The organism is Actinomadura flavalba DSM 45200 (assembly GCF_000374305.1).
Lineage (GTDB): Bacteria > Actinomycetota > Actinomycetes > Streptosporangiales > Streptosporangiaceae > Spirillospora > Spirillospora flavalba.
The window spans coordinates 64,760-78,451 of the sequence record NZ_KB894099.1 but is presented as its reverse complement, the minus strand read 5'-3'; the positions used below and the strand labels follow the sequence as shown (position 1 = coordinate 78,451).

18 protein-coding genes are annotated in these 13,692 nt (G+C 72.9%); 11 read left to right on the top strand and 7 right to left on the bottom strand.

Translation table 11 applies throughout. From position 1 onward, the window contains the following. Positions 1-114: 114 nt before the first annotated feature. Both C229_RS0122850 and C229_RS0122845 read left to right on the top strand, forming a co-directional pair. Positions 115-1,311, top strand: a complete 1,197-nt coding sequence (locus tag C229_RS0122850; protein ID WP_018657438.1) for a sensor histidine kinase — start codon at positions 115-117, stop codon at positions 1,309-1,311. Positions 1,312-1,323: 12 nt separating this feature from the next. After that, positions 1,324-2,004, top strand: a complete 681-nt coding sequence (locus C229_RS0122845) for a response regulator transcription factor (protein WP_018657437.1) — start codon at positions 1,324-1,326, stop codon at positions 2,002-2,004. Positions 2,005-2,418: 414 nt separating this feature from the next. On the opposite strand, the gene C229_RS33805 is transcribed toward C229_RS0122845, so the two are convergent. After that, positions 2,419-2,613, bottom strand: a complete 195-nt coding sequence (locus C229_RS33805) for a helix-turn-helix domain-containing protein (protein WP_026314069.1) — start codon at positions 2,611-2,613, stop codon at positions 2,419-2,421. Further along, positions 2,589-3,029, bottom strand: coding sequence for an ATP-binding protein (locus C229_RS31500; protein ID WP_018657435.1), 441 nt, complete (start codon positions 3,027-3,029; stop codon positions 2,589-2,591). Before C229_RS31500 ends, C229_RS33805 begins: the two co-directional genes overlap by 25 nt. 183 nt (positions 3,030-3,212) lie before the next feature. Here C229_RS31500 and C229_RS0122830 point away from each other — a divergent pair, with 183 nt between their 5' ends. From C229_RS0122830 to C229_RS0122825, 3 genes are read left to right on the top strand one after another with little or no spacing between them, the layout of a single operon-like run. Further along, entirely contained in the window at positions 3,213-4,043 is an 831-nt protein-coding gene (locus C229_RS0122830; protein ID WP_155885006.1) for a DUF5753 domain-containing protein, read from the top strand. Further along, a complete protein-coding gene (locus C229_RS33800) occupies positions 4,030-4,224 on the top strand; it encodes a DUF397 domain-containing protein (protein WP_081640003.1) in 195 nt (64 codons plus the stop codon). Before C229_RS0122830 ends, C229_RS33800 begins: the two co-directional genes overlap by 14 nt. Beyond that, positions 4,211-4,393, top strand: coding sequence for a DUF397 domain-containing protein (locus tag C229_RS0122825; RefSeq protein ID WP_018657433.1), 183 nt, complete (start codon positions 4,211-4,213; stop codon positions 4,391-4,393). Before C229_RS33800 ends, C229_RS0122825 begins: the two co-directional genes overlap by 14 nt. Positions 4,394-4,500: 107 nt before the next feature. On the opposite strand, the gene C229_RS0122820 is transcribed toward C229_RS0122825, so the two are convergent. Together C229_RS0122820 and C229_RS0122815 are read right to left on the bottom strand one after the other, a co-directional pair. Next, positions 4,501-5,367, bottom strand: coding sequence for a copper chaperone PCu(A)C (locus tag C229_RS0122820; RefSeq protein ID WP_155885005.1), 867 nt, complete (start codon positions 5,365-5,367; stop codon positions 4,501-4,503). Between the two features lie 104 nt (positions 5,368-5,471). Continuing rightward, positions 5,472-6,227: a hypothetical protein gene (locus tag C229_RS0122815; protein ID WP_051109061.1), complete on the bottom strand. Its 756-nt coding sequence runs from the start codon at positions 6,225-6,227 to the stop codon at positions 5,472-5,474. Positions 6,228-6,523: 296 nt separating this feature from the next. Between C229_RS0122815 and C229_RS0122810 the strand changes: the two genes are divergently transcribed. Both C229_RS0122810 and ispF read left to right on the top strand, forming a co-directional pair. Beyond that, positions 6,524-7,006: a CarD family transcriptional regulator gene (locus C229_RS0122810; RefSeq protein WP_018657431.1), complete on the top strand. Its 483-nt coding sequence runs from the start codon at positions 6,524-6,526 to the stop codon at positions 7,004-7,006. A gap of 28 nt (positions 7,007-7,034) precedes the next feature. Then, complete coding sequence (ispF, locus tag C229_RS0122805) at positions 7,035-7,505, top strand: 2-C-methyl-D-erythritol 2,4-cyclodiphosphate synthase (protein WP_026314066.1); 471 nt, start codon at positions 7,035-7,037, stop codon at positions 7,503-7,505. Between the two features lie 7 nt (positions 7,506-7,512). Here the strand turns inward: ispF and C229_RS0122800 are convergent, their stop codons facing one another. Continuing rightward, positions 7,513-8,478, bottom strand: a complete 966-nt coding sequence (locus tag C229_RS0122800; RefSeq protein ID WP_018657429.1) for a DUF2637 domain-containing protein — start codon at positions 8,476-8,478, stop codon at positions 7,513-7,515. 148 nt (positions 8,479-8,626) lie between these two features. Here C229_RS0122800 and C229_RS0122795 point away from each other — a divergent pair, with 148 nt between their 5' ends. From C229_RS0122795 to rlmB, 3 genes are all read left to right on the top strand, one after another. Beyond that, positions 8,627-9,370 (top strand): DUF6585 family protein, encoded by a 744-nt coding sequence (locus C229_RS0122795; protein ID WP_018657428.1) that lies wholly within the window; start codon positions 8,627-8,629, stop codon positions 9,368-9,370. 10 nt (positions 9,371-9,380) lie between these two features. Beyond that, on the top strand, positions 9,381-10,775 hold the full coding sequence (gene cysS / locus C229_RS0122790; RefSeq protein WP_018657427.1) for a cysteine--tRNA ligase: 1,395 nt from the start codon (positions 9,381-9,383) through the stop codon (positions 10,773-10,775). Positions 10,776-10,891: 116 nt separating this feature from the next. Beyond that, positions 10,892-11,812 carry a 23S rRNA (guanosine(2251)-2'-O)-methyltransferase RlmB gene (gene rlmB, locus C229_RS0122785; protein WP_018657426.1) on the top strand — a complete coding sequence of 307 codons (921 nt, stop codon included), beginning with the start codon at positions 10,892-10,894 and terminating at the stop codon, positions 11,810-11,812. Here the strand turns inward: rlmB and C229_RS33130 are convergent. Together C229_RS33130 and C229_RS0122775 are read right to left on the bottom strand one after the other, a co-directional pair. Further along, positions 11,782-12,927, bottom strand: coding sequence for a hypothetical protein (locus C229_RS33130; RefSeq protein ID WP_051109060.1), 1,146 nt, complete (start codon positions 12,925-12,927; stop codon positions 11,782-11,784). The genes rlmB and C229_RS33130 overlap by 31 nt on opposite strands. A 39-nt stretch (positions 12,928-12,966) precedes the next feature. Continuing rightward, positions 12,967-13,419, bottom strand: coding sequence for a hypothetical protein (locus C229_RS0122775; RefSeq protein ID WP_018657425.1), 453 nt, complete (start codon positions 13,417-13,419; stop codon positions 12,967-12,969). Between the two features lie 63 nt (positions 13,420-13,482). Here C229_RS0122775 and C229_RS0122770 point away from each other — a divergent pair, with 63 nt between their 5' ends. After that, positions 13,483-13,674: a hypothetical protein gene (locus tag C229_RS0122770; RefSeq protein ID WP_018657424.1), complete on the top strand. Its 192-nt coding sequence runs from the start codon at positions 13,483-13,485 to the stop codon at positions 13,672-13,674. The last annotated feature ends 18 nt before the right edge of the window (positions 13,675-13,692 follow it).

Sequence of the window (13,692 nt, the reverse complement as noted above, 5' to 3'; positions counted from 1 at the left end):
CCTTACCTCCCCGAATGAATGCACCCGAAGGGAAAGGTGAACTTTGGGGGAACGTCGCCCCAGGTTCCGTCCCGGTGTGCGGCGGCCCGCGCCGGGCCGCTTACGATCCGAAGTGTGCAGGTGGAGATAGTCGCGGCCCTCACGGGCCTGGCCGGGCTCGCGATCGGGCTCGCCACCGGACTCGCGGTCCGGGCCAGCGAACGCGCGCAGAAGGCGCCGCCCGCGTCGGCGAACCCGGGCGGTGTGCCGCCCGGGGTGGCGTCGGTGCTGAGCGTGCTGCGCTCGTCGGCCGTGGTCGTCGACGGTGAGGACCGCGTGGTCCGCGCCAGCCCCGCCGCGCGGGCCTTCGGGCTCGTCGGTGACGACCGGCTCGGCGTGGACGAACTGGTCGCGATGGCGCGGCTCGTCCGCCGCGACGGGGAGATCCGCGAGACCGAACTCCAGCTCGGCGGCAACGCCCGGACGCGCGCCGAGGGCCGCTGGTACGCGGTCCGGGTGGCGCCGCTCGGCAGCTCGGGGCTGGTGCTGGTCCTCGCTGAGGACCTGACCGAGACCCGGCACGTCGAGGCCGTCCGGCGGGACTTCGTCGCCAACGTCAGCCACGAGCTGAAGACGCCCGTGGGCGCGCTGGCGCTGCTCGCGGAGACCGTGCAGGGCGCCGCCGACGATCCCGAGGCCGTCCGCCGCTTCACCGGGCGGATGCAGCACGAGTCGGTGCGGCTCACCAGCCTCGTGCAGGACCTCATGACGCTGTCGAACGTGCAGGGTGAGGAGCCGCTGCCCGAGCTGCGGCCCGTCGCGCTGGACGACGTCGTCGCGGAGGCCGTCGACCGGGCGCAGATCCGGGCGGGCTCCAAGCACATCGAGCTGACGACCGGCGGCGCCGCCGGGCTCAAGGTGCGCGGCGACGAGGAACTGCTGGTGACCGCGCTGCGCAACCTCGTCGACAACGCCGTCGCCTACAGCCCCGAGAACACGCGCGTCGCCGTGGTCGTGGAGCCAGGCGGGGACACCGTGGGCATCGCCGTCACCGACCAGGGCATCGGCATCCCGACCACCGAGCTGCCGCGCATCTTCGAGCGGTTCTACCGCGTCGACCCGGCCCGCTCCCGCCAGACCGGCGGCACCGGGCTCGGCCTGGCCATCGTCAAGCACGTCGCGACCAAGCACCACGGTGAGGTCACCGTGTGGAGCGAGGAGGGCTCCGGTTCCACGTTCACGATCAAGCTTCCGCTGCTGTCGCCCTCCGGCGGGCCGACCCCGCCGGACGGTCCCGTCCCTCCCGCCACGCCCCGTGACCCGTCCCGCTAGGAGGCACCTGCCGTGACCCGCGTGCTCGTCGTCGAAGACGAGGAGTCGTTCAGCGACGCCCTGTCCTACAACCTGCGCAAGGAGGGGTTCGAGGTGGCGATCGCCGCCACCGGCCCCGACGCGCTGGACCAGTTCGACCAGGCCGGCGCCGACCTCGTCCTGCTGGACCTCATGCTGCCGGGCCTGCCCGGCACGGAGGTGTGCCGGGAACTGCGCTCGCGCTCCAACGTGCCGGTCATCATGCTCACCGCCAAGGACAGCGAGGTCGACAAGGTGGTCGGCCTGGAGCTGGGCGCCGACGATTACGTGACCAAGCCGTTCTCGACCCGGGAGCTGATCGCGCGGATGCGCGCGGTGCTGCGCCGCCGGGGCGAGACCGGGGAGCCGATCGTCGCGACGCTGGAGGCGGGGCCCGTCCGGATGGACGTCGAGCGGCACGTCGTCAGCGTCGGCGGCGACTCGGTGGCGCTTCCGCTGAAGGAGTTCGAGCTGCTGGAGGTGCTGCTGCGCAACGCCGGGCGCGTCCTGACGCGGATGCAGCTCATCGACCGGGTGTGGGGCGCCGACTACGTGGGCGACACCAAGACCCTCGACGTGCACATCAAGCGGCTGCGCGCCAAGGTCGAGGCGACGCCTTCGGCGCCGAAGCACATCATCACCGTGCGCGGCCTGGGCTACAAGTTCGAGCCCTGATCGCAGCCGCCTGACCAGCCCCCGGCCCGCACGGTTCGCCCGTGCGGGCCATGACGTCGTTCCTCGCATGATCCGGCCCTCCTCTGATCCCTTCGGAGACCAGCCAAGCAGGCCCGATCACACTCCGCGACCGGCCGTCGCAGCCTGTGGATAACTTTCTCGCCGGGGTCGGCGGAGCGCCCCCGTGCCGCGTTCTCCCCTCCGGATCGCGGCACGGGGGCCGTTGGCGGGGGCACGGGACGCAAGGGGCGGTACGTCTCGTGCCCCCGGTCTAGAGGCGTGCTGTGCCGAGGCGTTCGGACCGCGTGTCCGCGACCTTGCCCGGATCACCGCACGAGCACGGTCATCTCCCGGGCCAGGACCGACGTGGCCGCCGCGCCCGGGCGAACCACGTGGCCCGGGCTTTGAGGCCGGTCATTCGTCGGTCATTCCGCGCCGGTACAGCTCCATGACCTCGGCGCGGTCGAACCGCAGGTGCCCGGAGGGGGTGCTTCCCGCCGCCAGGAGGTTCCGGCGCTTCCACCGGATGACCGTGTAGGGGGTGACGCCGAAGAGGCGCGCGACCTCGCGCGTCTTCATGGTGTTCATGTGCATGGAATTGCCGCCCATACTGTTTTTCCTTTGTTGTAGGCGAGGAGTTGGGCGCCCCAGAGGCCGCCCGTCAGGTTGTTCACGATGAACAGGCCGCGGCCGGACTCGGCGGCGAAGTCGGGCTCCTGCTGTTCCGGCATGTGCTCGGGGTCGGCGTCCCAGATCTCGACGCAGACACCCGCCGCTCCGGACGGGAGCTCGACCGGGTAGACCAGGGCCGCGAAGCCCGCCGCGCCCGCGACGCACCGGAGCGCGTTCGTGCACAACTCGGTGATGACGAGCGCCACGGAATCGACCACGCCGGACGGGTAACCCTCGCCGCCCGCCCAATCCTCGGCCGCCGCACGGGCACGCCGCACATCGGTGAGCGCACCGCCCGGATAGGGCCGGAAGATGCCCGGGGCGATCTTCTTGGGCTTCTCCATTGTGATCATGACCGATACCTCCGCTACGCGCTCCCCGCGTGATCATGAATGTGTCTCGAAGCACAACCATTGCCGCGTGCGGGAGCCGAAGGAAGGTAAGTAAGACACAACCGCCACGCCAGGTACTTTGCCGCTAGCATCTACTCTCGCGACCACGGAACGGGAGGTCCGAGGATGCCAAATCCCCCCAGAGTGCCCGAATCGATTGCTTTCGGACAGGTGGCGCGGCGGTTGCGTCAAGAGATGCCCGGACGTGTGACCCAAGGCGAAGTCGGTGCGATGGTCACTGTCGGGCGCGTGTACATCTCGCAAGTCGAAGCCGGTTCGACGCTGTGCCGGGGTGACTTCGCCGCACGACTGGGCAAGGCGCTCGAAGGCATCACGGACGAGGAGAACGACGGAACCCAGACCGAGCTGTACAAGGCGTGGGTCGAGTACATCAAGCCGCTCAAGGACCGCAAGAAGGAGAGCCAGGCCGGACTCCTGGTGACGTACCGGAACTACCCCCGGTTCGAGTACACCTCCTCCCAGGTCCGTAGCTTCTGCTCAATGATCGTCGGCGGACTGTTTCAGACGCGCGAGTATGCCAGCCACATCGTGCCTGACGAGAAAGTGCTCGAAGCCCGTGTGGCCCGGCAGGCGATCTTTCATCAGACGCCGCGCCCGATGATTTCTACGATCATCAAAGAGGACGCTCTCTACAACTGTGTCGGGCCTCCGGACGTGATGTGTGGGCAGATGGATCACCTGGTCGATGTGTCCGAACGGGGTTTGGCGGTGGTCCAGATTCTCCCGAAGTGGGCTCACCTTGCCGAATTGCGGGGCGACTTTGATATCGCAACCAAAGCGGACGGTCGCCAGATGGCGTACATCACGCATCAGGTGGGCGGCTTGACCACCACGGACCCGCACCAGGTAGAGTCCTGTACCGCGCTGTACGCCCAAATGCAGGGGAAGGCGCTCAACGTGGCCGACTCTCTTGCGTTCCTCAGAAAGGTGCGGAAGGAACATGAATCTCGCTAACGCGGCGTGGCGTAAGGCTTCGCGTAGTCATGCGAACGACGCGTGCATTGAGCTGGCCAGCGTCGTCGGCACCGTCGCCATTCGTGACACCAAGGACCGCGATGGCGGAACCCTCCTGGTCGGTCGTTCCGAGTTCCGTGCCTTCGTCGGGCGGGTACGCAAGGAACATGAATCTCAGTAACGCGACGTGGCGCAAGGCTACCCACAGCCACCCGCAGGATGACTGCATCGAGCTGGCCAGCGTCTCCGGCACCGTCGCCATTCGTGACACCAAGGACCGCGACGGCGACATGGTCCTTGTGAGCCGGGCCGACTTCCGTCGATTCTCCGGTGTCGTCAAGGCCCTTTAGGTAACGCGAGACCCCTCGATCGTGGACGACCGGCCGGTGCGTGCCGGGAACGTGAGAAGGCCCGCTCGGACTGGTCCGGGCGGGCCTTCTGGATGCGTGGCGGCGGCCTAGTGGGCGCCTTCCTCCGGGGCGTGGGTGGCGGTTTCCGTGGGGCGGGGGAGGGGGACGCCCGCGGTGACGGCGGTGTAGTGCGCGTACTCGTGCTGCTGCGGGACGACCGGGACGGACACCGTGACCTCGCCCGCGCGCTCGAAGACGAGCGTGATGCGGACGGACTCGCCGCCGACGACGTCGCGGGAGAGACCGCCGAGGACGACGAGCGGCTGCTTCGCGCCGGCCGTCGGAGCCGGGGTCTGCGACGGGCGAGCCGTCTCACCGGTCGTCGCCGCGTGGCTGCCGCCGGGCGGGGACGGCTGGGCCGTCGGCTGCTCGGTGGGGCGCTCGGTCTGCTGCTCGGCGGGCTGCTCGCTCTCCTCGCCGGTGGGGCGCGGAGACGGCTCCCTGGCCTCGCCGGAGGCGCGCGGCGTCGGCGACTGGGCCTCGCCGGGACGGCGCGGGCTCGGGCTCGCGGACTCCTCGGCCTCGCCCGCCAGCGACGTCAGCGTGCCGGTGCCGTCGGCGGACGCGGGCGGCAGCGTGACGGCGCCGCCCTGGATGCGCAGCGAACTGAAGCTGCCCGGCGCGCGCACGGCGGTGAGCCGGTCGGGCTGCGACGCGCGGTTCACGATCGAGGCGTACAGCGGGACGCGGGCGCCCGCGGTCAGCTTCTCGTCCGGCTTGGGGCCGAGCAGGAACATGTTGCGGACGTCGACCTGCGGGGCGTTCCGCGGCACCGAGACGTTGACGCCCTCGGTGAGCTGGGACGGCATGGCACTGCCGGGTTCCATGCCGGCGCCGCAGCCGGAGATCACCGGCGCGATGGCGACGGCACCCGCGACGGCGAGTGTCGCCACTCGTCGGCTGTTTCGGATCACGGCGTCGATCTCCTCGCGAGGGGCCTGGTAGGGGTGCGGACAAAGCGTAGCGAGGCCGGGGCGGTCTTCCGCCGCCGGGGTGGGAAAGACGGGGAAAGACTCCGTCAGCGCAGAACCTTGATCTTCTCAGTGAGCTCGGCGTCGAGCCGCGCGGCCGGACGCACCTCGGTGACGGTGCCGTCGGCGCGGACGAGGACGGCGGTGAGGCCCGCGTCGCGGGTGCCCTCGGCGGGCGCGTAGGTGCGGGCGAGAAGGCCGGAGTTGTCCTCGACGAAGTGCGGTGGTTCGCCGGGTCCGTCGCCCGCGAGGGCGCGCAGCTCGTCGCGGACCTGGACGTGCGAGACGGTGCGCCCGCGCGTGTCCGCGACGAGCCACAGGGTCAGCCGGTTCTCGCGGGCGCGGGTGGCCAGTTCGGCCACCACCGCGCGGCACCGGCAGCCGGGGCCCGCCACGGCGATGATGCCGGGCCGCAGGTCGGCGAGGGCGCGGGCCCGGCGGCCGTCGTTGACGACGGCGACGTTCCCGCGCGGCAGCAGCCCGCCGACCTCCCCGGGACGGGCCGTGGGGGACGGGTTGAGCAGGGGACCGGCCGGACGCGGCGCGGACCGGGAGCCGAGCATGGTGAGCAGGGTGCCGCTGACGATCGCGACGAGCAGCGCGAGCGTGATCACCGGGACGGCGAGGCCGAAGCGGGTGGCGGGGCGCAGCAGGCGGCGCAGCCGGGTGCGGCGGCGTTCGCGCTTGCGTTCGCGGTGGTAGGCGGTGACGTCGCCGGCGAGTTCGCGCGCGTCGTCGGGCACCACGACGTCGACAGGGGGAAGTCCGTAATCGTCGGGTTCGTGGTCGCCGCCTGGCCGCACGCCGCACCTCACCTCCGGGGACTCCGCCGGGGTCCACAGAGCCCTTTTCTTACCCATTCGCGAGGTTTCGTACCCTGGAAAGAACCCGGCTTCCGTCTCCCAGTATGCGGCGCCTTCGTGCCGCCGACAGGGGGCGCGGCTGATCCTCGCGCGGGTCGACCTGGTGCCGCACGCACCGATCGCCGCCTTTGTCAAGGCCCCAATAAGGGGGTTGACCTGCGCATTTGTCGTGAACGCCGGTGCGGCCACTGTGCGGCGCGTGCTAAACTGGTTCCAGCGGAAGGGGTACTTGTCACATGACTTTCCAGGTCGGCGACACCGTCGTCTACCCCCATCACGGGGCTGCTCGGATCGAGGCCATCGAGACCCGCACCATCAAGGACCAGGAGAGGATCTACCTGGTTCTCAAGGTCGACAAGGGCGACCTCACGGTGCGCGTCCCGGTCGAGAACGTCGAAGAAGTGGGCGTCCGGGACGTCGTCGGCCAGGAGGGGCTGGAGAAGGTGTTCGAGGTGCTTCGCGCACCCTACACCGAAGAGCCCACGAACTGGTCGCGCCGGTACAAGGCGAACCTGGAGAAGCTTGCGTCCGGCGACGTCAACAAGGTCGCCGAGGTCGTCCGCGACCTCTGGCGCCGCGACAAGGAACGCGGGCTCTCCGCAGGCGAGAAGCGCATGCTGGCCAAGGCCCGCCAGATTCTGGTGAGCGAGCTGGCGCTGGCCGAGAAGACCAACGAGGACAAGGCCGAAGCCCTCCTCGACGAGGTCCTGGCCAGCTAATCCATCCATGGGCGAGCAGCTTCCGCGGGTGGGCGTCGGAACCGACGTCCACCCGTTCTCCGTCGAGGACAGGCCCCTGCACGTCGCCGGGCTGCACTGGCCGGGCGAGGGCACCGGCCTGGCCGGGCACTCCGACGGCGACGTCGCCGCGCACGCGGCGTGCGACGCGCTGCTGTCGGCCTGCGGCCTCGGTGACCTCGGCGCGGTGTTCGGCACCGCCGACCCGCGCTGGTCCGGCGCGTCCGGCACGACGCTCCTCGCGGAGGTCGCCCGGCTCGTCACCGAAGCGGGCTTCACCATCGGCAACGTGGCGATCCAGGTCATCGGCAACCGCCCCAAGATCGGCAAACGCCGCGCCGAGGCCGAGAAGACCCTCTCCGCCGCGCTGAACGGCGCCGCCGTCTCGGTCTCCGCCACCACGACGGACGGCCTCGGCCTCACCGGCCGCGGCGAGGGCCTGGCCGCCATCGCCAACGCGCTCGTCTACCCGTCCCGCTGACCCCGCGTCACTCCGAGGGCGGCGTCGGCCCGCTGCGAAGAGAGCCGGACGGCGGCGGGTTCCAGCCCCACAGCGGCAGATCGTCCCGGGTGGTCGACGCCTGCGGTGCCTCGTCGGCGTCGGCCGGCCGCGAGCGGACCAGTTCGACGTCGGTCGGCAGGGACGCCGGAGGCCGCTCGTGCTCGGGCTCCCTCGGCTCCAGGACGGGCAGCGGCGGCTCGTCGGTGGGCTCGGGTTCCGGCAGCGGCGGCGCCTCGTCCGGGGACGGGTGCGCGGCCAGCTCCTCCTCGCGCTCCCGGGCCGCCGCCTGCACCACGGTCGGCGCCGGGCCGCGCGTGGTGACGGGCTCCCAGTCGTCCACCGGCGCGGCGGGGAAGTCGGGGAGGACGGGCGGTTCCTCGACGGCCGGACGCGGCTCGTCGTCCGCGACGGGCTCCACGACGGGCGGTTCCGCAGGCTCGTCCGCCGCGACGGTCTCCGCGCGGTCGTCCTCGCGCGGCGCCTCCTCCACCGGCTCGGCGTCCTGCGGCGGTGCCGTCACCAGCGGCTCCGGCACGCGGCGCCGCTGCTTCACCAGCGTCAGCCACAGCAGCACCACCACGACCAGCGCGACGTGCGGCGCCACCGCGACGCCCGCGCGGACGGCGTCGTCCGGCAGCGACGCGTACCCCCACACCGCGTGCTGCACGCTCAGCGCCGCGCCGCCCGCGAGCAGCGCCAGCAGCAGCGCCCACCGCCACAGCCGCGTCCACCAGCGGGTCCGGCGCGCGACCATGACGGCGAGGATCGCGACGGCCAGCAGCGTGTCCGCGATGACCGGATAGGCGGGCGCCCAGCGCGCGTCCACGCCGCCCGCGCGGGCCAGCAGCCGCAGCGGCTCGTAGGTGACGGTGAACGCGGCGGCGGCCAGCACCACCACGGCGAGCGCGGCGGCGACGGTGAAGGCGCGGCCGGGACGGCGGTCGGGGGACATCGGGGCTCTTTCCGGGGACGGTCGGGGCGCGGGTGATCTTCCCTTTCCGGGGGACGATATCCCCTTCAGGGTGAGTTCCTCCTGTCGCTTGCGCCGACTCGTCCTGCTCGTGGATTTTCTGCGGGCGCGGTGGGGTAGACGATGATTCATGCCGCCCGCTCCCTCCGCCGCGCTCGGCCCGCCCGACCGCGTCTTCGACGCCCGTCCGGGACGCCGCCGCATCCTCGCCCTGCTCGCCGTCGTCCTCGTCGTCGGGCTCCTGCTGGCGCTGGCCGCCTGGGCGCAGTTCCGGCGCGGCCACCCCGGGCTCGGCACGCTCACGGCCCTGCTCTGTGCGGGGTATCTGGCGGGCGCGGCCGGATACGCGGCCAAGGCCCGGCTGCGCGAGCGGGGACGCGTCGTCGTCCTGCACCCCGGCGGGCTGAGCGCCGCCGGGGTGCAGTGGCCGTGGGACGCGATCGACGCGGTCACGGTCGCGGGCGTCCGCACCGGCGCGCGCACCCGCTGGCGGTACACCGTCCGCGCGTCCGGCCGCACGCTGACGTTCGGCGACGAACTCCCCGGCGTCGAGGACCTGGGTCACGCGGTCACCGTCGAGGTCACCGCGCGCGTGGTGCGGCGTGCCCGGGACGAGCTGGAACGCGGCGGAACCGTCCGCTTCGGCCCGTTCACCGCCGGTCCCGGCGGCATCGCCAAGGACGGCACCGAACTGCCCTGGGAGCGCGTCCGGTCCATCGACATCGCGGACGGCCTGGTGACGGTCCGCGCCCGCCCCGGCGACCCCGATCTCACCGCGCTGGCCGCCGCGACGCCGAACGCGTGCGCGCTCGCCGTCCTGCGCGCGCCGGACGCGCTGCGCAACTCACCCACGGGGGATGCGGCGATCCAATAACCTGGGGCGCGTGAGCCTGCGCCTTTACGACACCAGCACCCGGACCGTCCGCGCGTTCGAGCCCCTCGCCGAGGGTCGCGTCGGGATGTACGTCTGTGGCGCCACTCCGCAGGCTTCGCCGCACATCGGGCATCTGCGGTCGGGTGTCATCTACGACGTGCTGCTGCGCTGGCTGCGGCAGTCGGGGTACGCCGTCACGTTCGTCCGGAACGTGACCGACATCGACGACAAGATCCTCGCCGTCGCCGCCGCGTCCGACACGCCCTGGTTCGCCGTCGCCGAGGGCAACCAGCGCGTGTTCAACCGGGGCTACGACACCCTCGGCTGCCTCCCGCCCACGATCGAGCCGCGCGCCACCGGGCACGTCCCGGAGATGATCCGCCTCATCCGGCGGCTGATCGAGAACGGCCACGCCTACGCGGCCGGGGGCGACGTCTACTTCGACGTGCTGTCGTGGGCCGAGCACTACGGCGCGCTGTCGAACCAGCGGCTGGAGAACATGCGGTCGGCGGGCGACACCCCCAACGAGGACGCCAAGCGCGACGCCCGCGACTTCGCGCTGTGGAAGGGCGCCAAGCCCGGCGAGCCGTCGTGGGAGACGCCGTGGGGGGAGGGGCGGCCCGGCTGGCATCTGGAGTGCTCGGCGATGGCCACCCGCTACCTCGGCGCCGCGTTCGACATCCACGGCGGCGGGATGGACCTCATCTTCCCCCACCACGAGAACGAGATCGCCCAGTCCAACGCCGCGGGCGACCCGTTCGCCCGCTACTGGCTGCACAACGGGCTGCTCACGGTCGACGGCGAGAAGATGAGCAAGTCCGTCGGCAACGTCGTGCTGCTGCCCGACCTGCTCGGCCGCGCGCGGCCCGTCGAGGTGCGGTACTACCTGGCGTCGGCGCACTACCGGTCGCTGCTCGACTTCACGCACGCCTCGCTCGGCGAGGCCGTCGCCGCCTACCAGCGCATCGAGGGGTTCGTGACGCGGGCCGCCGAGGTCGCGGGGGCGGGGGCGCCCGCCGCCGCGCTGCCCGAGGCGTTCGTCGCCGCGATGGACGACGACCTCGCCGTCCCGCAGGCGCTCGCCGTCGTCCACGAGCGGGTCCGCGAGGGCAACAGCGCGCTGGCCGCCGGGGACGTCGTCGCCGCCGCCGAGCACCTGGCTGCCGTCCGGGCGATGACGGCCGTGCTCGGCCTCGACCCGCTCGACCCCGAGTGGACGGGCGCCGACGACGACCTGCGTCCCGTCGTGGACGCGCTCGTCGGTGTCGCGCTGGAGCAGCGGCAGGCCGCCCGCACCCGCAAGGACTACGCCGCCGCCGACGCCATCCGCGACGGCCTGACGGCGGCGGGCGTGCTCGTCGAGGACACCCCGCACGGCCCCCGCTGGGAGCTGAAGCGGGCCTGAACAGGCGCGGACACCCGCCCAGGCCGCCTAAACTCGGGGGTTTGGGGCGGGTGCCCCATGACCGCCGTACGGGACACCGCGGCGCACCGTAGATCGTCGCGAGGGACGTAGAGCAGATGCCGAAGCGCAAGGGCAAGGGACCGACTCCGAAGGCCGAGGACCGGCACTGGCACGGCAAGCGGCAGAAGGCGCGGGCCGTGAAGAACGCGCGGCGCACCGGCACGCCGACCGCCGGGCCGGGCGCGTCCCGCGCCAAGACCGGCGACGAGCCCGCGCGGACGAGCCGTCCGGCGGGCGCCCGGCGCGCCAACGGCGAGGTGCCCGAGCTGGTCACCGGCCGCAACCCGGTCGTGGAGGCGCTGCGCGCCGGGGTGCCCGGCAGCGCGCTCTACGTCTCCGACGGGCGCGACGACCGCGTCCGCGAGGCCATCCAGCTCGCCGCCGACCGGCGCATCCCGCTGCTGGAGGCGGGCCGCGCCGAACTCGACCGGCTCACCGACGGCGCCGTCCACCAGGGCATCGCGCTCCAGGTCAAGCCCTACCGGTACGCGCACGCCGACGACCTGCTGCGCGGCACGCGGCCGCTCATCGTCGCCGTGGACGGCATCACCGACCCCCGCAACCTCGGCGCGATCGTCCGGTCGGCGGCGGCGTTCGGCGCGTCCGGCGTCGTCGTCCCCGAGCGGCGCGCGGCGGGCGTCACGGCGGGCACGTGGAAGGCGTCGGCGGGCACGCTGGCCTCCCTGCCGGTCGCGCAGGTGACGAACCTGTCCCGGCAGCTCAAGGCATACCAGAAGGCGGGCTGCTTCGTCGCCGGGCTGGACGCCTCCGGCGGCACCGCCGTCGGTGACCTGGAGGTCGCGGGCGGGCCGTTCGTGCTCGTCGTCGGGTCGGAGGGCAAGGGCCTCGGGCGGCTCGTCGCCGACACCTGCGACCTGCTGGTCACGATCCCGATGCCGGGGGCGGCCGAGTCGCTGAACGCGGGCGTCGCGGCGGGCATCGCGCTCTACGAGGTCTCCCGGCTGCGCGCGTCCTGACCGCCGACGTCCCAGAACGTCCCCGCCGGGGTGTCGCGGAGGTGGACGCCGCCGGAGGCCAGGGCGTCGCGGACGCGGTCCGCGAGCGGGTAGAGCCCGGCGGCCCGTAGCTCGTCCCGCACGGCGACCAGTGCGGGGACGGCCCCGTTGAGCGCCGCCGACGCGCCCAGCCGGGTGACGAGCGAGCGCAGCACGGCGCGGGCCCAGTCGGTGCCCTCGTCCTCCTCGGTGTCGTCGGTCCAGTCCGCGATGGCGGCCTCCAGGCCGAGGATCAGCCGGACGCGCTCGGCGGGTTCGGCGGCGGCGAAGCGGGCGCGGGCGTCCAGGACGGTCTGCTTGAGCGTCGGACGGGGCGGTTCGGCGGGCGCGGCCGTCCGCGCCGGGGTCCGCCGGACGGCGCCGCCGCGCGTCAGCGCGCGCAGCTCGTCCAGCGTCAGCGTCTCGCCCGCCGGGACGACGGTGCTCGCCCCGGCGCGGCGGACGGTCAGGCCGCCGCGTCCCCGCACCCGGACGCGGTCGTCGATGAGGACGGCGGTGTGCTCGTCCACGCCGAGCACGGCCGTGCCGTCCGGCAGGGCGGCCTCCATGCGCCGCAGCCGCCGCTCGCCCAGGTAGGCGAAGCGGGTGTCGTGCGTGCCGCCCTCGGCGTTGTCGTAGTGCGGGACGACCGCGACGTTCAGGCCGAGGTCACCGAGTAGATCCAGGCCGTCGTGCCAGCACGGGTCGGCGCCGACCTTGTAGATCTCGTAGACGGGTACGGCGACGCGGCCGAGCACGCACGCGGCGGCCGACGCGAACACCAGCGTCGCCGCGCTCTGCCGGAGGGTTTCTGCGACCGGGCCGCGCCATCGCTCCAGCGCGTAGGTGGGGCTGCCCGGCCCGGAGAAGATCCATCCGGCGGTCTCCAGGTCCTCCGGTTTCGCCGCGACCTCGACCGGCAACCCGACGCTGCGCGCGAAGTACGCGCAGGCCCGCCGGGAGATGTCCGCCGCGTTCTCCTGGAACGCGTAGGGGGTGTCGAGGAGGACGGCCGGGCGCCGCGCCGCCTCCTTGTGGACCCCCACCATCGTCGGGCTCGTCTCGCCCGACCCCATGATCACCAAGAGTTCCCGCATTCCCCACGACACCACGTTCCGCGCCGTGCGGCCAGAGATTCAGGCGGGGACGCGTCCGGCGGGCTCGGGGGAGCAGGCGGCGAGCGCGGCCGTCAGCGCCGTGTCGGCGGCGAGCGCCGCGCGGGCCTGCTCGTCGCGGGTGAGCAGGAAGGCCAGGTGGCGGGCGGCGTGCGCGGCGACCTCGGCGTGGGTCGGCGCCTCGGGCGACGGACGGTCCGGACGCGGGCCGTGCGCCAGACGGGTGCCGCGCAGCGGGACCGCCGCGTGCCACGGCTGCGGATCGGGCGCGACGGCGTAGGTGAGGACGAGACGGTCGCCGTCGGTGCGCCAGCTCGTCGAGTGCAGCAGCGTCGCGGGGGTGACGCCGGGGACGAGCCGGCGGGCGGCGGCGTCGGGGTCCTCGCGGTCGCGCAGCAGCCCGGCGCGGCGCCGGAACGCGACGTCGCCGCCGGTTCCGCGCAGCGGCAGGACCTCGACCACCACCGGACGCATGGAACGCAACGTTAGCGCTGTTGCACATGGGAGGCAGGAAGAACCGCCGGGTACGCTGAGGGCATGGCACTGCGTCGCTTCTTCCCCTCCCTGGACTCCCTGGAGGACCAGGTGACGGACCGCGCCGCGCGACCGGCGGCGCGCACGTCCAACTTCGACCACCCCACCGCGCGGCTCATGTTCCACCTGTCGCTCGCGCTGACCGTCGTGGCGCACGTCGCCGCGCTGGTGTACTTCCTCGTCAAGGGCCACTGATTCGCCCAGGTCACGCCG

Bases quoted from the DNA above. Each gene is read 5' to 3' on its own strand.
- C229_RS0122770 (WP_018657424.1), top strand. From the start codon at position 13,483: ATGGCACTGCGTCGCTTCTTCCCCTCCCTGGACTCCCTGGAGGACCAG.
- C229_RS0122795 (WP_018657428.1), top strand. From the start codon at position 8,627: ATGCCGCCCGCTCCCTCCGCCGCGCTCGGCCCGCCCGACCGCGTCTTC.
- C229_RS0122825 (WP_018657433.1), top strand. From the start codon at position 4,211: ATGAATCTCAGTAACGCGACGTGGCGCAAGGCTACCCACAGCCACCCG.
- rlmB (WP_018657426.1), top strand. From the start codon at position 10,892: ATGCCGAAGCGCAAGGGCAAGGGACCGACTCCGAAGGCCGAGGACCGG.
- C229_RS31500 (WP_018657435.1), bottom strand. From the start codon at position 3,029: ATGATCACAATGGAGAAGCCCAAGAAGATCGCCCCGGGCATCTTCCGG.
- C229_RS33805 (WP_026314069.1), bottom strand. From the start codon at position 2,613: ATGGGCGGCAATTCCATGCACATGAACACCATGAAGACGCGCGAGGTC.
- C229_RS0122810 (WP_018657431.1), top strand. From the start codon at position 6,524: ATGACTTTCCAGGTCGGCGACACCGTCGTCTACCCCCATCACGGGGCT.
- C229_RS0122775 (WP_018657425.1), bottom strand. From the start codon at position 13,419: ATGCGTCCGGTGGTGGTCGAGGTCCTGCCGCTGCGCGGAACCGGCGGC.
- C229_RS0122800 (WP_018657429.1), bottom strand. From the start codon at position 8,478: ATGTCCCCCGACCGCCGTCCCGGCCGCGCCTTCACCGTCGCCGCCGCG.
- C229_RS33130 (WP_051109060.1), bottom strand. From the start codon at position 12,927: ATGCGGGAACTCTTGGTGATCATGGGGTCGGGCGAGACGAGCCCGACG.
- C229_RS33800 (WP_081640003.1), top strand. From the start codon at position 4,030: ATGAATCTCGCTAACGCGGCGTGGCGTAAGGCTTCGCGTAGTCATGCG.